Below are 16,588 nucleotides of genomic sequence, written 5' to 3'. Positions count from 1 at the left end.
CGTCGCCGGCATCAACCTGGTAACCAATCGGCGCGTATCATCGCCGCGGAAGTGTTTGAATCCGGGGCCGTTCCTTCCGCGCGGGCGATATCGTCCGGTCTGGGGCGCACCGGCGGGCGAGGTGCGAATGGCGTCGAAACCGGCGAGGCGGACCCCCATCTGGCGGCTGTTGTCGCGCCGGATCGCGGCGGATCTGCGTCTCGGTTTCCGGCTGTCGGCGCTCGGCCGCTGGACGCAGATGGGCGCGACGCCCGAACGCCTCCTGATCGCCCATCAGGACATCCGCACCGCCGACCCGACAGTTGCCGCCGACATCTATGCCGGCGTGTTCGTGTTCTCCGGCCAGATCGTCGAGGCGGGCGGCCGCTCGCCGTTCGAGATCGAGCCCGCCCCCTCGCCGGAGTGGGCGGCGGCGCTGCACGGTTTCGGCTGGCTCCGGCATCTGCGCGCCTCCGATTCGCCGCTGTCCCGCTCCAACGCCCGCGCGCTCGTCGACGATTGGGTCCGCTCCTCGGCGAAGCTGCCCGACATCGCCTGGCGGCCGGACGTGGTGGCGCGCCGCATCCTGTCGTGGCTGTCGCAGTCGCCGCTCATCCTCGAAGGCTGCGACCGGCCGTTCTACCAGCGCTTCATGCGCTCGCTCGCGCGGCAGGTGCGCTTCCTTCGCCACAGTTTCTCGGACGTGCAGGACGGCCTGCCCCGGCTTCAGGCCGCCGCCGCGCTCGTCGCCGCCGCCGTCTCGATCTCCGGCCAGGAGCGCCATGTCCGCAGCGCGCTCCGGGTGCTCGACCTCGAACTCGAACGGCAGTTCCTGCCGGACGGCGGCCACGTCTCCCGTAATCCAGCCGCGATCCTCGACGCGCTGATCGAGATCCTGCCGATCCGGCAGGCGATCTCGGCCCGCGGCGTCTCCCCTTCGCCGACGCTCATGGGCACCATCGACCGGATGATGCCGATGATCCGCTTCTTCCGGCACGGCGACGGCAGCTTCGCCCGCTTCAACGGCGTCGGCGTCACCCCCCGCGGGCTCGTCGCCACCGTGATGGCCCACGACGACAGCTTCGGCACTGCCCCGGCGAACGCGAGCCACTCCGGCTACCAGCGGGTGGAGGGTGGCCAGGCGGTGGTAATCATGGACACCGGCGCGCCACCGCCGGCCGCCGTCAGCGCCAGCGCCCATGCCGGTGCGCTTTCGTTCGAGTTCTCGTCCGGGCAGAACCTCATCGTCGTCAATTGCGGCGCCCCGGCGTCGAACCGCGGGGAGTGGCGCACCGCCGCCCGGTCCACCGCGGCGCACTCGACCCTCGTCGTCGACGACGCCTCCTCGGTGCGCTTCCTGAGCGGCCGGCTGGAGCGCTGGCTGGGCCCCCTCATCCTCGAAGGTCCCGGCCCGATCGAGGTCCACCGCGAGGACACGCCCGACCACGTCGTGCTCACCGCCGCTCACGACGGCTACCAGGGCCGCTTCGGCGTGATCCACGAACGCGCTATCGCCCTGACCGCCGACGGCAGGCGGCTGAACGGCATTGACCGGCTGCAGCCGGCCGAGGGCAGCGCCGCGATGGCGGAACGCTACGCCATCCGCTTCCACCTTCACCCCTCGGTGCGCGCCAGCCGCGCCGCCGGCGGCAGCTCGGTGCTGATCGTCTGCCCGGACGGCGAGGCCTGGCAGTTCACCGCCAACGGCGCCGAGATCGCGCTGGAGGAATCGATTTTCCTCGCCGGCCTTCAGGGCGTGCGCCGCACAGAACAGATCGTGCTGCACGGCCGCGTCGATGCGAACCCCGACGTCGCCTGGCGGTTCGACCGCCAGGCCGCCGGCCGCAGCGCCGCGCGCCGCGCTCCACCGTCCGAGGCGCCCCGGCTGTTCTGATCCGGCTGCCGTCGCAGCCCGCCCGCACCTGCACCGCAGCGACATGCCAGCCCGCCGGCCGCCGAGGTTTCGGGCGGCATCGATTCGTGCTAACCCGCGCGCGACTTCAATCCCACGGAGCCCTGCTGCGATGTCCGTCACCGTCAAAGAGATCGCCACGCCCGATCGCGTCGCTCTCAAGCGCGCCCTGATCTCGGTTTCCGACAAGACGGGCGTGGTGGAGTTCGCCGCCGCGCTCGCGGCTCAGGGCGTCGAGCTCGTCTCCACCGGCGGCACCCGCAAGGCGATCGCCGATGCCGGCGTTCCGGTCATCGACGTCTCCGTGATCACCGGCTTCCCGGAGATCATGGACGGCCGGGTCAAGACGCTGCATCCGAAGGTCCATGGCGGCCTGCTGGCGGTGCGTGACGATCCCGAACATGCCGCGGCGCTCGCCGCCCACGGCATCCCCACCTTCGACCTCGTGGTGATCGACCTCTATCCGTTCGAGAAGACGGTCGCCTCCGGCGCGGTCGGCCAGGCGGTGATCGAGACCATCGACATCGGCGGGCCCGCGATGATCCGCGCCTCCGCCAAGAACCATGCCTATGCCAGCATCGTGGTCGACCCGGCCGACTATGCCGGCGTGCTGGCGGAAATCGGCGCCCATGATGGTGCGACGACGGCCGCCTTCCGCCGCCGGCTCGCCGCCAAGGCGTTCTCCCGCACCGCCGCCTACGATGCCGCGATCTCGCGCTGGATGACGGACGTCGTCGCCGCCGAGGCGCTGGCCGCGAACCCGGCGGCCGAACCGGAGACGCCGAAGTGGCGCGCGTTCGGCGGCGAACTCGTCCAGGCGATGCGCTACGGCGAGAACCCGCACCAGCCGGCCGCGTTCTACCGCTCGGCGCCGTCGCGCGCCGGTGTCGCCACCGCCCGCCAGGTGCAGGGCAAGGCGCTGTCCTACAACAATCTCAACGACACCGACGCCGCCTATGAACTTGTTGCGGAGTTCCCGCCGGCCGCGGGCGCGGCCGTCGCCATCATCAAGCATGCCAACCCGTGCGGCGTCGGCCAGGGCGGCAGCATTCTCGAGGCCTATCACCGTGCCCTCGCCTGCGACCCGGTCTCGGCCTTTGGCGGCATCGTGGCGCTGAACTCCACTCTCGATGCCGAGGCGGCCGCCAGGATCGTCGAGGTCTTCACCGAGGTGATCATCGCCCCCGCCGCGACGGACGAGGCGATCGCCATCGTCGGCGCCAAGAAGAATCTGCGCCTGCTCATTGCCGGCTCGCTGCCGGATCCCCGCGAGCAGGGCCTCACGGTGAAGTCGCTTGCCGGAGGCCTTCTGGTGCAGGGCCGCGACAACGCGGTGATCGACGACCTCGACCTCAAGGTCGTCACCAAGCGCGCCCCGACGGCGGCCGAACTCGCCGACCTGAAGTTCGCCTGGAAGGTGGTCAAGCACGTCAAGTCGAACGCCATCGTCTATGCGAAGAACGGCGCCACGGTCGGCATCGGCGCCGGCCAGATGAGCCGGGTCGACTCGGCCCGCATCGCCGCCTGGAAGGCCGCCGATGCCGCCAAGGCCGCCGGCCTCGACGGGTCGCCGACCATCGGCTCGGTGGTCGCCTCCGACGCGTTCTTCCCGTTCGCGGACGGTCTTCTCGCCGCCGTCGATGCCGGCGCGACCGCCGTGATCCAGCCCGGCGGCTCCATGCGCGACGCCGAGGTGATCGCCGCTGCCGACGAGGCCGGCCTCGCCATGATCTTCACCGGCGTCCGCCACTTCCGCCACTGAGCGACGGACGGGGTCGCTGAACGACTCCGCCTGAAACCGGGCGTTAAGAAAAAATTCCTGTCGTGATGAGGAATTTTTTCTTATACTGCGACCGTTCAGTCGTTGACGGACGGAAGCATGTCCCGCGTATCCCGCCTTCGCATGGCCAAGGCCGCCGCGCTCCTCTGGGGCGCGGTGTTCGTGCCGTCGTGCCTGCAGGCCGCGGAGCGGATCGCCGGGCCGGTGGAGGCGCGGGTGGAGCGCGTCATCGACGGCGACACGCTCGCGGTCCGCGCCCACATCTGGCTCGGGCAGGATGTGTCCGTTCTGGTCCGCATCCGAGGCATCGACGCGCCGGAACTGCACGGACGCTGCGCGGCCGAGCGGCAGCAGGCCCTGGCCGCCCGCGGCGCCCTGGCGGCGGCCGTGGAGGCCGGGACCGTCACGCTGAGCGCGATCGAAGCCGACAAATATGGCGGACGTATCCTCGCCGACGTCGCCTCGCCGGAAGCAGGCCCGCTCGACCACCACCTTCTCGGCACCGGCCTTGCCCGCGCTTATGCCGGGGCCGCCCGCGGCGGATGGTGCGCCGGCAGCGATGTCGGCGCCGCCGATACGGCGGGTTCGAACCCGGGCTGAGTACGGGCGGCCGCGTGACGGAATTGCCCGCCGGCAACGCGGCCGGGCTTGGGATCGCACGCCCAACAGTCGTATATTGCGCGCAACGTCCCGGGGCCGATTCGGCCGTGCCGGCGCCGCCCACGGCCGGCTTCGGGGCGTCCCGGTCTGCCGACACGTCCGACCGGGACGGGAGCGTTCGAATCGGCTCTGCCGCGCTTCCGGTTTCCGTGAACCGCAACGGCGTTCCGGTGCCCGTCACCGGCGCACACTGCATCTGACGAAGGCGACCTTTATGTATCCTGGCCTGTTCGACGGAATCGATCGCTGCCGAAACGTCGGCGACTTCAGGGTGCTTGCGAAGCGGCGTCTGCCGTCGCCGATCTTCCATTACATTGATGGCGCCGCCGAGGACGAGACCAGCTATCGTCGCAACACCGAGGCGTTCTCGACCTGCGATCTGGTGCCGAGCGTGCTCACCGGCGTCGAGAAGGTGGACATGTCGGTCTCGGTCATGGGCTGCAAGCTGGCGATGCCCGTGTTCTGCTCCCCGACCGCGCTCCAGCGCCTGTTCCACTATGACGGCGAGCGCGCGGTCGCCCGCGCCGCGGAGAAGTTCGGCACGCTGTTCGCGGTTTCCTCCCTCGGCACCGTCAGCATCGAGGAGATCGGGCACGCGATCTCCTCGCCGAAGATGTTCCAGCTCTATTTCCACAAGGACCGCGGACTGACCTGGAGCATGGTGGAGCGCTGCAAGGCGGCGAAGTTCGATTCCATCACGCTCACCGTCGATTCCATCACCGGCGGCAACCGCGAACGCGACCTGATGACCGGCTTCACCTCGCCGCCGAAGCTGACCCTGCGCAGCCTCATGAGCTTCGCCATGCGGCCGTCGTGGACCTTCAACTACCTCTTCCGGGAGAAGTTCAGCCTGCCCCAGCTCGAAGGCCATGTGAGCGAAGGTACCAACATGGCGATCTCCATCGGCGAGTACTTCACCAAGATGCTCGACCCGTCGATGAACTGGTCGGATGCCGAGGAAGTCCGCAAGCGCTGGGGCGGCCACTTCTGCCTCAAGGGCATCATGAGCGTCGCCGACGCCAAGCGCGCGGTCGATATCGGCGCCAACGCGATCATGATCTCCAACCACGCCGGCCGCCAGCTCGACGGCTCGCGCGCGCCGTTCGACCAGATCGCCGAGATCGCCGATGCGGTCGGCGGCCAGATCGAGATCATCTGCGACGGCGGCATCCGCCGCGGCACCCATGTGCTCAAGGCGATGTCGGCGGGGGCGACCGCCTGCTCCGGCGGCCATCTCTATCTTTATGCGCTCGCCGCCGGCGGGCAGGCGGGCGTGGAGAAGGCGCTCGGCAACCTGCGCACCGAGATCGAGCGCGACATGCGCCTGATGGGCATCACCCGTCTCGACCAGCTCTCGCGCGAGAACCTGCGCTACCGCTAATCGCGGCCCAAGGCCTGAAAGCACGAACGGCCGGAAGCGGTGTCCCGCTTCCGGCCGTTTGCGTCTCACGCTGTCAGCCGTCAGGCGACGGCGACGCGGCGGTTCATCCGGTTCTCGATGAGGTCCGCCACCACGCTGGGATCGGCGAGCGTCGAGATATCGCCGAGCGCCTCGTAATGATCCTCGGCGATCTTGCGCAGGATGCGGCGCATGATCTTGCCGGAGCGCGTCTTGGGCAGGCCCGGCGCGAACTGGATCAGGTCGGGCGTCGCGATCGGGCCGATTTCCTTGCGCACCCAATGCACCAGCGCGCGGCGCAGGTCGTCGGTCGGCTGTTCGCCCTGCATCAGCGTGACATAGGCATAGATGCCCTGCCCCTTGATGTCGTGGGGATAGCCGACCACCGCCGCCTCCGACACCGCCGGATGGGCAACGAGCGCCGATTCGATCTCGGCGGTGCCCATGCGGTGGCCAGAGACGTTCAGCACGTCGTCGACCCGCCCGGTGATCCAGTAATAGCCGTCCGCGTCGCGCCGGCAGCCGTCGCCGGTGAAATAGGTGCCCTTGTAGGTGGAGAAATAGGTCTCGACGAAGCGCTGGTGATCGCCGAACACCGTGCGCATCTGGCCGGGCCAGGAATCGAGCAGCACGAGGTTGCCTTCCGCCGCGCCTTCCAGCGTGTTGCCCTCGTTGTCGACCAGCGCCGGACGCACGCCGAAGAACGGCAGCGTCGCGGAGCCCGGCTTCAGCGCCGTCGCACCCGGCAGCGGCGTGATCAGGATGCCGCCGGTCTCGGTCTGCCACCAGGTGTCGACGATCGGGCAGCGGTTGTCGCCGACGGTGTGATAATACCACAGCCACGCTTCCGGATTGATCGGCTCGCCGACCGAACCGAGCAGGCGCAGGCTCGCCCGCGACGCGCTCTTCACCGGCTCGTCGCCGGCGCCCATCAGCGCGCGAATGGCGGTCGGCGCGGTGTAGAAGATCGTGACCTTGTGCTTGTCGACCACCTGCCACAGCCGGGCATTGGTCGGCCACGTCGGCACGCCCTCGAACATCAGCGTAGTGGCGCCGTTCGCGAGCGGACCATAGACGATGTAGGAGTGGCCGGTCACCCAGCCGACATCAGCCGTGCACCAGTAGATGTCGCCGGGCTTGTAGTCGAACACGTACTGGTGCGTCATCGACGCATAGACGAGATAGCCGCCGGAGGTGTGCAGCACGCCCTTCGGCTTGCCGGTGGAGCCCGACGTATAGAGGATGAACAGCGGGTCCTCCGCGTTCATCTCCTCCGGCCCGCAAACAGCCGGCACCCTGGCGGCTTCCTCGTCGTACCAGACGTCACGGCCGGGGGTCATCGCCACGTTGCCGCCGGTGCGGCGCACCACGATCACGGTCTCGACCGGGGCGAAATGATCCTCCGAGATACGGGAGATGGCGGCGTCCACGTTGGCCTTGAGCGGCACGCGCTTGCCGCCGCGCAGGCCCTCGTCGGCAGTGATGACGACCGTCGAGGCGCAGTCCTCAATGCGGCCGGCGAGCGCATCCGGCGAGAAGCCGCCGAACACGACCGAATGCACCGCGCCGATGCGCGCGCAGGCGAGCATGGCGAACGCCGCCTCGGGGATCATCGGCAGGTAGAGCGTGACGCGGTCGCCGCGCTTCACGCCGTGCGCCTTCAGCACGTTGGCGAAGCGGCAGACTTCGTCCTTCAGCTCGCGATAGGTGATGAGCCGCTGCTCGCCCGGATCGTCGCCCTCCCAGATGATCGCCACCTGGTCGGGCCGGGTGGCCGCATGCCGGTCGACGCAGTTTGCCGAGACGTTCAGTGTGCCGTCCTCGTACCAGCGGATCGACACGTCGGGATGGCCGTAGCTGGTGTTCTTCACGGTGGTGTAGGGCTTGATCCAGTCGATCCGCCGGCCATGCTCACCCCAGAAGCCCTCGGGATCGGCGATCGAGCGCTCGTACATGGCGCGATAGCCGGCCTCGTCCACAAGAGCGGAAGCCGCGAAGGACGGGGGAACGGCGATGACTGGTTCGTACATGGAATCCTCCGTGTGCGCGGTCTTGCCAGGAGGACATCGGCTTGAAGCCGGCCGGCGACCCGCATCGTACGATTGTTATGCTTGGGCGAATTATAAGGCGCGGGGGGTGCGGCCGTCCATATTGTGGCGCATCGTGAGGGCTAGGTCTTTCGTCTCAACGTCTTTCGTCGCAGCCGGATGCGCCGCAGCGCATCAGGAGCGGAACCGCCAGATGCGGGTGTGCTTGAGGTCGCTGTCCTCGATGGCCCGCGGCACGGGGACGCGGTACTCCGCGACCGGATCGAGCTCGGCCTTCGGCAGGTAGGACCGGCCGGGATCACCGACGAGAACCGCGGTTCCAGCGGCGCATTCGCGCACGAGCCAGCCGCCGACACGCGTCGCCATCGGCTTCTCGTAGAACACGTCGCCCGCCAGCACCACGTCGAAGCGGCCGGCCTCGCCCGCGGTCGCATCCTCGCCCGACACAGCAAGATCGGCCTCCACGCCGTTCGCCTGCGCGTTGAGGAGGATCGCTGCGCGCGCGAAGGCGTCGATCTCGGTGGCGACGACGGAGGCGGCCCCCGCCTTCAAGGCGGCGATCGCCACGATGCCCGAACCGGAGGCGAAGTCGAGCACCCGCCGGCCGGCCACCAGGTCCGGATGGTCGAGCACGTGACGGGCGAGCGCCTGCCCGCCTGCCCAGGCGAAAGCCCAGTAGGGCGGCGGCAGGTCGCTCTCGCCGAGCACGTCCTCGGTTCGCCGCCAAAGCTCGATGGCCTCGTCGGCGAGATGAAGCCGCACCTCCGGCACGAGGGACGACGGCGCCAGCAGCGTGTTGGCGCGGATGAAGGCGACCGGGTCTTCCAGCGGCGCGCTCACGCCGCCGCTTTCCCGGCCATGCGCAGCACGAACGCCCATTCCTCGTCCGTGACCGGCTGAACCGAAAGCCGGGAATATTTCAGGAGCGCCATGTCCTTCAGGGCCGGCTCCTCCTTGATCTCGGCGAGCGTGACCGGGCGCGGCAGCGGCTCGACCGCCTTCAGGTCCACCATCACGAACTTGCCCGCCGGATCGGACGGATCGGGATAGGCCTCGCGGATCACCTCGACGATGCCCACGATCTCCTTGCCCTCGTTGGAGTGGTAGAAGAAGCCGCGGTCGCCGAGGCGCATGGCGAGAAGGTTGAGCTTGGCGGAGTGGTTGCGCACGCCGTCCCAGTGGGTGCCCTTCTCGCCGGCCGCCACCTGGGCATCCCACGACCACTTGAACGGCTCGGACTTGTAGAGCCAGTGCGGCATCGAAGTCGCGCCCCGCTCAGCCGAACGTGCCGAACGTCATCCGCCAGGGCCGCACATCGACCGAGGCGAACAGGCCGGCGCCATTGTAGGGATCCTCCGCCATGAAGGTGCGCGCCGCCTCCAGACTCTCCGCCTCCACCACGAACAGCGAGCCGATCGGGTTCTCGCCCTTGGGATCGAGCAGCGGGCCGGCGGTGCGGATCGTCGACAGGTTGGCCTCGATCCACTTCAGATGGACCGGCCGGGTGGCCATGCGCAGGTCGAGCGCGTTCGGCTTGTCGATGCAGACGGCGGCGTAGAGCATGATGGGCGTGTCCGTGTTGACGGGATGCGCGGGCGGCATCCGATGGAAGGTCTGCGGTTCGGCGCAGGCGTCACATCCCCGGATCGGCGGAGAGGCCGGCGGCCTCGATGCCGGCGATGGCGACCGCCTCGTCGTTCTCCGACAGGTCGCCGGAGACGCCGACCGCACCGACGATGCGTTCCTCCGCCGTCTTGATCAGAACGCCGCCGATCACCGGCACGATCTTGCCCCCCGAGATGCTCTCGAGGCCCTGGACGAAATGCGGACGTTCGATCGCCATGCGGTTCAGCGCGCGGGAGCCGAGCCCGACGGCGAGCGCCCCGTAAGCCTTACCGATGGCGATGTCGGCCCGCAGCAGGGCCGGCGCGTCCTGCCGGGCGAACGCCTTGAGCTGGCCGGCGGCATCGAGCACCGCGATGGCGAGCGGCTTCAGCCCCAGTTCCGCGGACTTCACGAAGCCCTCGTCGATGATCTTGCGCGCGAGCGCCAGCGTCAGGTCGGTCACGATTTATCTCCGGTCCGGGCAGGTGCGCCCGGGGGTGGTGGCTTGCGCGCAAGCCGCAGGGACGGCGCGCGTGGTGCGAAGCGCGGCAGCGAGGCGCCGCCCGCACGCGCCCCTGCGGGACGCATGGCGGGCAGGCAACCGGCCGGCAGCGTCCGTTTCAGTCGGTCTCGCCCTTCTTCGGCACGGCGATCGACTCGATCTTGCGCTGCATGTCGGCGAGCTGGCGCTTCATTTCCTCCAGTTCGTTGACCGGCGCGGCGGCCTTGGTCTCTTCCGTGGCGGGACGCTGCGGCTCTCCGGTCGTTCCGAAGGGAAGGAACATCCGCATCGACCGCTCGAAGATCTCGGTGTTGCGCCGGACCTGATCCTCCAGCGCGTCGAAGGCGGAGGAGCCGAACGCGGTCGTCAGATGGTTGCGGAACCGCTCCTGCTCGCGCGACAGCGACGAGATCGAAAAGTCGAGATAGCTCGGCACCAGATTCTGCATCGAATCGCCGTAGAAGCGGATGAGCTGGCGCAGGAACGAAATCGGCAGCAGGTTCTGGCCCTTGTTCTCCTGCTCGAAGATGATCTGGGTCAGCACGGAGCGGGTGATCTCCTCGCCGGACTTGGCGTCGAACACGACGAAGTCCTCTTCGTTCTTCACCATCTCGGCCAGATCTTCGAGGGTGACGTAGGTACTCGTTCCGGTGTTGTACAACCGCCGGTTGGCGTACTTCTTGATGATGGTAGCCTCGTTGGTCTTTGCCATCGTCGGTCGTTAGCCCCGCCCTGTCTCGTCCGGCGCAAAGCCGGTTTCCAAGGGACGATAAAAGCTTCCACGTTTCCATGCCACCGCTTTCGTCGTTTGCATCGCAACACCCATGTTGCGCTGCACGCGACCTCGCTGCACCGCACTAAGGTTGAAACCCGAGTTGACTTGCGCCATCGCCCCGGCTCACATCGATCCGCAACGGCGTGCGGCTGCGCTCCGGGATGCACGGCTTGCCGTGAGACCCGGAGGAGGTTCGCGCCGATCGGGAGAACGAAGACGCGCGTCGCGAAGCTGAAGCCGCAGAGTGCCATCGTGGGCACCGGCACGGCGCGCGGGACGGAAACGGCCCGCCGACCGGCAGGCTTCGCAGCAGCCTTGAAACGACGCCGGTCGCCCGGACCGGACAAGCGGATGAGGACAGGGACATGAGCCAGGCAATCGTGATCGCCAGCGCGCAGCGCACCGCGGTCGGCAGCTTCAACGGATCGTTCGCGGCGACGCCCGCCCACGTTCTCGGCGCCGAAGTCATCAAGGCCGTGACGGCCGCCGCCAAGGTGGCGCCGGAGGAGGTCAACGAGGTCATCCTCGGTCAGGTTCTGACGGCCGCCCAGGGCCAGAACCCCGCCCGGCAGGCCTCGATCGGCGCCGGCCTGCCGATCGGCACCACCGCGTGGGGCCTCAATCAGGTGTGCGGCTCGGGTCTGCGCGCCGTCGCGCTCGGCATGCAGCAGATCGCCGGCGGCGATGCGGACATCGTCGTGGCCGGCGGCCAGGAGAACATGAGCCTGTCGACCCACGCCGCCTATCTGCGCGCCGGGCACAAGATGGGCGACATGAACTTCATCGACACCATGATCAAGGACGGCCTGTGGGATGCCTTCAACGGCTACCACATGGGCGTGACCGCGGAGAACGTCGCCACCAAGTGGCAGATCACCCGCGAGCAGCAGGACGCCTTCGCAGTCGCCTCCCAGAACAAGGCCGAAGCGGCCCGCGACGCCGGCCGCTTCAAGGACGAGATCGTCCCCATCACCATCAAGGACCGCAAGGGCGACAAGATCGTCGACACCGACGAATATATCCGCGCCGGCGCCACCCTCGAGGCCGCAGCCAAGCTGCGCCCGGCCTTCAGCAAGGACGGCTCGGTCACGGCCGCCAACGCGTCCGGCATCAATGACGGCGCCGCCGCCGTGGTGCTGATGACCGAGGCGGAGGCCGTTCGCCGCGGCATCACCCCGCTTGCGCGCATCGCGTCCTGGGCCACGGCCGGCGTCGACCCGGCGGTGATGGGCACCGGCCCGATCCCGGCTTCCCGCAAGGCGCTCGCCAAGGCGGGCTGGTCGATCGACGATCTCGACCTCGTCGAGGCCAACGAGGCCTTCGCCGCGCAGGCCTGCGCGGTCAACAAGGAACTCGGCTGGAACCCGGAGATCGTCAACGTCAATGGCGGCGCCATCGCCATCGGTCACCCGATCGGTGCCTCCGGCGCCCGCATCCTGGTGACGCTGCTGCACGAGCTCAACCGTCGCGGCGCGAAGAAGGGCCTCGCCACCCTCTGCATCGGCGGCGGCATGGGCGTTGCGCTGACGGTCGAAGCGCTCTGAGGCCTTACCGGCCCGCGAAAAGGCCGGGGCCGCCCGCGGCGGTCCCGACGGCCGGCTTCCCTTCCCGCCGCGGGAGTTCTCCCGCGGCAAACCTTCCACAGGGCGACGATCTGCCGCCGGCGGCGTCCGGCGGCGGCAAACGAGGCAACGGCGGAGCAGCGGCTGACTGCAAACCGCCCGACATCAAGGAGACAGGCAATGGGTAAGGTGGCGCTGGTCACCGGCGGCACGCGGGGCATCGGCGCCGCGATCTCGGTTGGACTGAAGAAGGCGGGCTACACGGTCGCGTCGACCTATGCCGGCCACGTCGAGGCCGCGACCAAGTTCAGCGAGGAACACGGCGTCTCGGTGTTCCGGTGGGACGTCGCCCACCCCGAGGAATGCGCCGCCGGCATCGCCGATGTCGAGGCGAAGCTCGGACCCGTCGAGATCCTCGTCAACAATGCGGGCATCACCCGCGACGCCACCCTGCACAAGATGACGTTCGACCAGTGGAGCGCCGTCATCCGCACCAATCTCGATTCCATGTTCACGATGACCCGCCCGGTGATCGAGGGCATGCGCGCCCGCAATTTCGGCCGCATCATCAATATCTCGTCGATCAACGGCCAGAAGGGCCAGGCCGGGCAGACGAACTATTCCGCCGCCAAGGCCGGCATCATCGGCTTCACCAAGGCGCTCGCCCAGGAAAACGCGAAGAAGGGCATCACCGTCAACGCGATCTGCCCGGGCTATATCGACACCGACATGGTGCGCGCCGTGCCGCCGCAGATCCTGGACTCGATCATCGCCACGATCCCGGTCGGCCGCCTCGGCAAGCCGGAAGAAGTGGCCGATCTCGTCACCTATCTCGCCTCGGAGTCCGCCGCGTTCATCACCGGCTCGGTGCTGACCATCAACGGCGCGCAGTACATCGCCAACGGCTGATCGCCGGCTCCCGCACTCGCTCCGGCCGGATGGTCGCCATCCGGCCGGCAAACCCAAGCTGTCGCCACCATCGTCCCCGGATCGGCCTCGGCGAGATGTCACCGGAGAACCCTTGAGAATCCCGCCGCCTTCCCGTCCTACTGAGGCAGGCGAAAGGAGGCGTGGGTCTCATGGAGGAACCGGCGACGGACGATGAGACCTCCCCGGCGCCGGCCGGAGGCACCCGCCGCGGCCGCTCCGTCGCGATCGAACTCATCTGCCTGCTCGCAGCGCGCGAGGGGGCGATCCGGACGGGGGAGGCGGCGCGCGATCTCGCGATCGCCCGTTCTTCTCTCAACCGCATCGTCCGTGTGCTTGCCGATCACGGGCTTCTGGATCTCTCGCGCCGCGGCTGGATCGCCCTCGGCCCCGCCGCGCTGAGGCTCGGCCAGCGGCGCGAGGCGATGCTGCGGCAGGAAGACGAGCGGCACCAGGCACCAAGGCGCAAGCGCCTGTCGCGGGCGCCCGGCGCGAGCTACGTGCTGGCCCGCAACCCGGACTGCATCCGCCTTTCCGACACCGGCCGCTTCCGGCGGACGCCGAAATTCCGCCTCGGCTTTTCCAACGCCTCGATCGACCACCCTTGGCGCACGGCCCTCGTTCACAGCGTCGAATATGGCGCCGTGCGCCATGAGGCGCTTGTCTCCGCGCTGTCGGTCCGGCATGCCGGCCTCGACGCCGACCGCCAGATCCGCGACATCGAGGCCCTGCTTACCAGGGGCATCGATGGGCTCGTGCTGAGCGCCACCCGGTCCGTGGAGCTGGCCGAGGTGATCGCCGAAGCCGAGCGTCGCGGCGTGCCCACCGTCATCGTCGATCGCGGCCGGCCCGATGTCCTCCCCCATGCGAGCTTCGTCACCTGCGACGACCGCACCATCGGCGAGATCACCGCGCGCTGGCTTTCCGAGCGCCTGCACGGCCGTGGGTCCGTCCTGCTTCTGCCGGGGCTTCTCGGCGCCGATCCCGCCCACCGCCGGCTGGAAGGCGCGCTGGCGGTCTTCGCCCGCCATCCCAGCATCCGGGTCCTCGATATCTGCTGGACCGGCTGGCAGCAGCGGCGTGGCCGCGAAATCGTCGCAGCCCGCCTCGCTTCAGGCGCAGAAGTGCCGGACGGCGTGTGGTGCGATTCCGGTCTGCAGGCCGTCGGGTCGCTCAAGGCGTTCGTCGCGGCGGGGCGGTCCGGCGCGATCCCCCCGCACACCGGCGGGGATCTCAATCTCGCCTACAAGCTGGCCATCCGCCACGGCGTGGCGCAGGCCGCCGTCGATTATCCGCCCGCGATGGGGCTGCGGTCCATCGAGGTGCTGATCGATGTGCTGCGCGGCCGCGCCGTGCCGCGCCGCGTCGACGTCTCGACGGAAATCGTCGTCACCCGGGGTCATGCGACGCGCTCCGTGAAGCCGGATCTCTGGTCCGACGAGCATGTACGATGGGATCTGCCGGACGACCTCATCCTCGCGAGCGGCCTCGGCCCGGCCTACGATCCGCGCTCGTTCAGGATTCACTACAAGGGCAACCGCTACAACCGGTCGGCCGCCGTCGACGGAGGAAGGCGCATCGATGCCGGCCCGTGACGAAACGGCGGGCGTCGCAGCCGTGGCGCGGATTCTGGTCGCCCTCGCCGACGGCCGACCGCAAACCGTCGCCGAACTCGCAGGCGCGGCCGGCCTCAGCCGCTCGACGGCCTTTGCCGTCGCGGCTGAGCTCGATGCAGCCGGCCTCATCGAGCGCGATGCGGGTGGCGTCCTCGCGCCGGGTCCCGCCGCCGCCCGGCTCGCGCTCGCCCGGTTCGGTCTCGGCGCAATGGCCGCGGCCTGCGAAAGCCTGATACCCGTGCTGCGCGACGATACCGACGCCTCGGTCGCGCTGCTCCTCTGCGATGGTGACAAGACCTTCGTCGTGACGGAGCGGCGCGCGCCGTGGGACCGCGAGGGCGGACGGCCACCGCGGCAGATCGCGACGGACATCGGCCGTTCAGCCGGAAGTCATGTGAGCCAAGGTTACGCGGCCCGAAGTTACGCGGCGACGCTTCGCCTCTCCCTTCGCCCCAATGCCGGCGAAGCCGAGGTCCGCTCGGCGGCCGCCTGCCTCGATCGCGTCGCGGCGGCACTCGCCGCCTCGCTCCGCGCCGACTGTGACGGCCCGGTCTGAGCCGGCCGATATCAAAGCGGGGCGCCCTGCGGCGCCCCGGTCGATGCTACCCGCGTTTTCGTTGCGAACGATGTCTACGGCTTGCCGCCCCACCGCTCGGGATAGCCGGGCATGTCTTCGCAGCCGCACATGGCGTAGTGCAGCGGCGGCATCTTCTCGTTCACATATTTGTCGAGCGTCTCCTCAGTGATCACCGGCTGCGGCAATTTCCAGGTCGGACCGATGACCGGCTCGCCCTTCAGGATCTTGACGGCAGCGATGACCGGCGAGCGCCACTGATAGGTCGGATAGGTCGGGCCGAAGGCGGTGAGGCCCTCCTTCTTCCACTTCACCAGAAAGTCTTCCTGATCCTCGCCGGTGATGATCGGATAGGGCTGGCCGGCGTCCTCGAAGGCCTCGATGGCGGCGACGGCGGTCGCGCCGGCATCCATCCAGATCGCATCGATCTTGCCGAAGCGGTTGATATAGTCCTCGACGATGGCCTTGGTCTTGGCGTTGTCGCCGTCGGTGAACTCGACGCCGACGACGTCGATGCCCTTTTCCTTGAAAATGCGGTTCGCCGCCGACCAGCGCGCCTCCAGCACGTCGACGCCCGGCAGAATCCGGAGCGCCAGCACCTTTCCACCCTTCGGCAGCTTCCCGGCGATGAAGTCCGCCGTCTGGATGCCCCAGCCGTAGCCGCCAATCGGATTGACGAACGTCACCGGGCATTCGGTGAGAACGCCGCGATCGAAGACGACGACGGGCAACGCCTTGCAGGCCGCCTCGACGGCTGGCGTCAGCGCGGCGGTGGTGTTGGGCGACACGATCAGGAGGTCGCACTTGCCCGACGACACGAAGGCGTTGATGTCGGAGATCTGCTTGTCGTCCTTGCCCTCGGCATCGGCATGGGTGAACGAGGCGATATCGCCCTTCATCATCTCCACCTGGGCCTGCATGTCGGTCCAGCCGACGACGCGCCAGGGGTTGTTCACGCCCGCGTTCGAGAAGCAGATGTGATAGGGACCGGGCTTCTTGTACCGGGAGGTATCGACTTCCTTGCCGCCCAGATGCTGTTCCCACGGCTTGCCGGCCGGCCCCTCGGGCTTCATCTCGAGCAATTGCTTCGAGGCTTCGAATTCCTTCGGATCGTCGAAATTCTGGGCCGACGCTTCGCCCGCGAAGGCGAGCGTCAACACCGCGGCCGCGATACCGAGCAGACGTCTTCTCATGGTCTTCCTCCCGTCAACAGCCGCTTTGCGCGGCATTTGGGACCTTGCGGTCCGGT

Annotated in this window: 15 protein-coding genes; 8 read left to right on the top strand and 7 right to left on the bottom strand. The window is 68.8% G+C overall.

What is annotated here, in order from left to right:
- The first annotated feature begins 127 nt into the window (after positions 1-127).
- From BUF17_RS13035 to BUF17_RS13020, 4 genes are all read left to right on the top strand, one after another.
- Positions 128-1,873 carry a heparinase II/III family protein gene (locus tag BUF17_RS13035; RefSeq protein WP_084564618.1) on the top strand — a complete coding sequence of 582 codons (1,746 nt, stop codon included), beginning with the start codon at positions 128-130 and terminating at the stop codon, positions 1,871-1,873.
- 130 nt (positions 1,874-2,003) lie between these two features.
- Positions 2,004-3,653 (top strand): bifunctional phosphoribosylaminoimidazolecarboxamide formyltransferase/IMP cyclohydrolase, encoded by a 1,650-nt coding sequence (purH, locus tag BUF17_RS13030; protein ID WP_073629397.1) that lies wholly within the window; start codon positions 2,004-2,006, stop codon positions 3,651-3,653.
- A gap of 117 nt (positions 3,654-3,770) precedes the next feature.
- A complete protein-coding gene (locus BUF17_RS13025) occupies positions 3,771-4,271 on the top strand; it encodes a thermonuclease family protein (RefSeq protein WP_073629395.1) in 501 nt (166 codons plus the stop codon).
- A gap of 274 nt (positions 4,272-4,545) precedes the next feature.
- Entirely contained in the window at positions 4,546-5,712 is a 1,167-nt protein-coding gene (locus BUF17_RS13020) for an alpha-hydroxy acid oxidase (RefSeq protein WP_073629393.1), read from the top strand.
- Positions 5,713-5,792: 80 nt separating this feature from the next.
- On the opposite strand, the gene acs is transcribed toward BUF17_RS13020, so the two are convergent.
- The 6 genes from acs to phaR all read right to left on the bottom strand — a co-directional run bounded on the left by acs (position 5,793) and on the right by phaR (position 10,597).
- Positions 5,793-7,760 carry an acetate--CoA ligase gene (gene acs, locus BUF17_RS13015; RefSeq protein WP_073629391.1) on the bottom strand — a complete coding sequence of 656 codons (1,968 nt, stop codon included), beginning with the start codon at positions 7,758-7,760 and terminating at the stop codon, positions 5,793-5,795.
- A 192-nt stretch (positions 7,761-7,952) separates the two neighbouring features.
- Positions 7,953-8,657 (bottom strand): class I SAM-dependent methyltransferase, encoded by a 705-nt coding sequence (locus tag BUF17_RS13010; protein ID WP_073629389.1) that lies wholly within the window; start codon positions 8,655-8,657, stop codon positions 7,953-7,955.
- On the bottom strand, positions 8,615-9,037 hold the full coding sequence (locus tag BUF17_RS13005) for an EVE domain-containing protein (RefSeq protein WP_073629387.1): 423 nt from the start codon (positions 9,035-9,037) through the stop codon (positions 8,615-8,617). The genes BUF17_RS13010 and BUF17_RS13005 overlap by 43 nt, the downstream gene beginning before the upstream one ends.
- Positions 9,038-9,053: 16 nt before the next feature.
- Positions 9,054-9,341: a YciI family protein gene (locus BUF17_RS13000; RefSeq protein ID WP_073629989.1), complete on the bottom strand. Its 288-nt coding sequence runs from the start codon at positions 9,339-9,341 to the stop codon at positions 9,054-9,056.
- Between the two features lie 70 nt (positions 9,342-9,411).
- The gene (locus BUF17_RS12995; protein WP_073629385.1) at positions 9,412-9,846 is read right to left on the bottom strand and encodes a GlcG/HbpS family heme-binding protein; all 435 of its coding nucleotides are present in this window, start codon (positions 9,844-9,846) and stop codon (positions 9,412-9,414) included.
- A 157-nt stretch (positions 9,847-10,003) separates the two neighbouring features.
- Positions 10,004-10,597 carry a polyhydroxyalkanoate synthesis repressor PhaR gene (gene phaR, locus BUF17_RS12990; RefSeq protein ID WP_073629383.1) on the bottom strand — a complete coding sequence of 198 codons (594 nt, stop codon included), beginning with the start codon at positions 10,595-10,597 and terminating at the stop codon, positions 10,004-10,006.
- 428 nt (positions 10,598-11,025) lie between these two features.
- Here phaR and BUF17_RS12985 point away from each other — a divergent pair, with 428 nt between their 5' ends.
- The 4 genes from BUF17_RS12985 to BUF17_RS12970 all read left to right on the top strand — a co-directional run bounded on the left by BUF17_RS12985 (position 11,026) and on the right by BUF17_RS12970 (position 15,321).
- Complete coding sequence (locus BUF17_RS12985) at positions 11,026-12,204, top strand: acetyl-CoA C-acetyltransferase (protein ID WP_073629381.1); 1,179 nt, start codon at positions 11,026-11,028, stop codon at positions 12,202-12,204.
- Positions 12,205-12,402: 198 nt separating this feature from the next.
- Positions 12,403-13,131, top strand: coding sequence for an acetoacetyl-CoA reductase (gene phbB / locus BUF17_RS12980; RefSeq protein WP_073629379.1), 729 nt, complete (start codon positions 12,403-12,405; stop codon positions 13,129-13,131).
- Positions 13,132-13,301: 170 nt separating this feature from the next.
- Positions 13,302-14,744, top strand: a complete 1,443-nt coding sequence (locus BUF17_RS12975; RefSeq protein WP_073629377.1) for a substrate-binding domain-containing protein — start codon at positions 13,302-13,304, stop codon at positions 14,742-14,744.
- Positions 14,731-15,321: a MarR family transcriptional regulator gene (locus BUF17_RS12970; RefSeq protein ID WP_073629375.1), complete on the top strand. Its 591-nt coding sequence runs from the start codon at positions 14,731-14,733 to the stop codon at positions 15,319-15,321. The genes BUF17_RS12975 and BUF17_RS12970 overlap by 14 nt, the downstream gene beginning before the upstream one ends.
- Positions 15,322-15,395: 74 nt before the next feature.
- On the opposite strand, the gene BUF17_RS12965 is transcribed toward BUF17_RS12970, so the two are convergent.
- Positions 15,396-16,532, bottom strand: coding sequence for a substrate-binding domain-containing protein (locus BUF17_RS12965; protein ID WP_073629373.1), 1,137 nt, complete (start codon positions 16,530-16,532; stop codon positions 15,396-15,398).
- Between the last annotated feature and the right edge of the window lie 56 nt (positions 16,533-16,588).

Source organism: Pseudoxanthobacter soli DSM 19599, assembly GCF_900148505.1.
Lineage (GTDB): Bacteria > Pseudomonadota > Alphaproteobacteria > Rhizobiales > Segnochrobactraceae > Pseudoxanthobacter > Pseudoxanthobacter soli.
The sequence above is the reverse complement of the archived record's forward strand: the minus strand, read 5'-3'. Positions and strand labels throughout refer to the sequence as shown.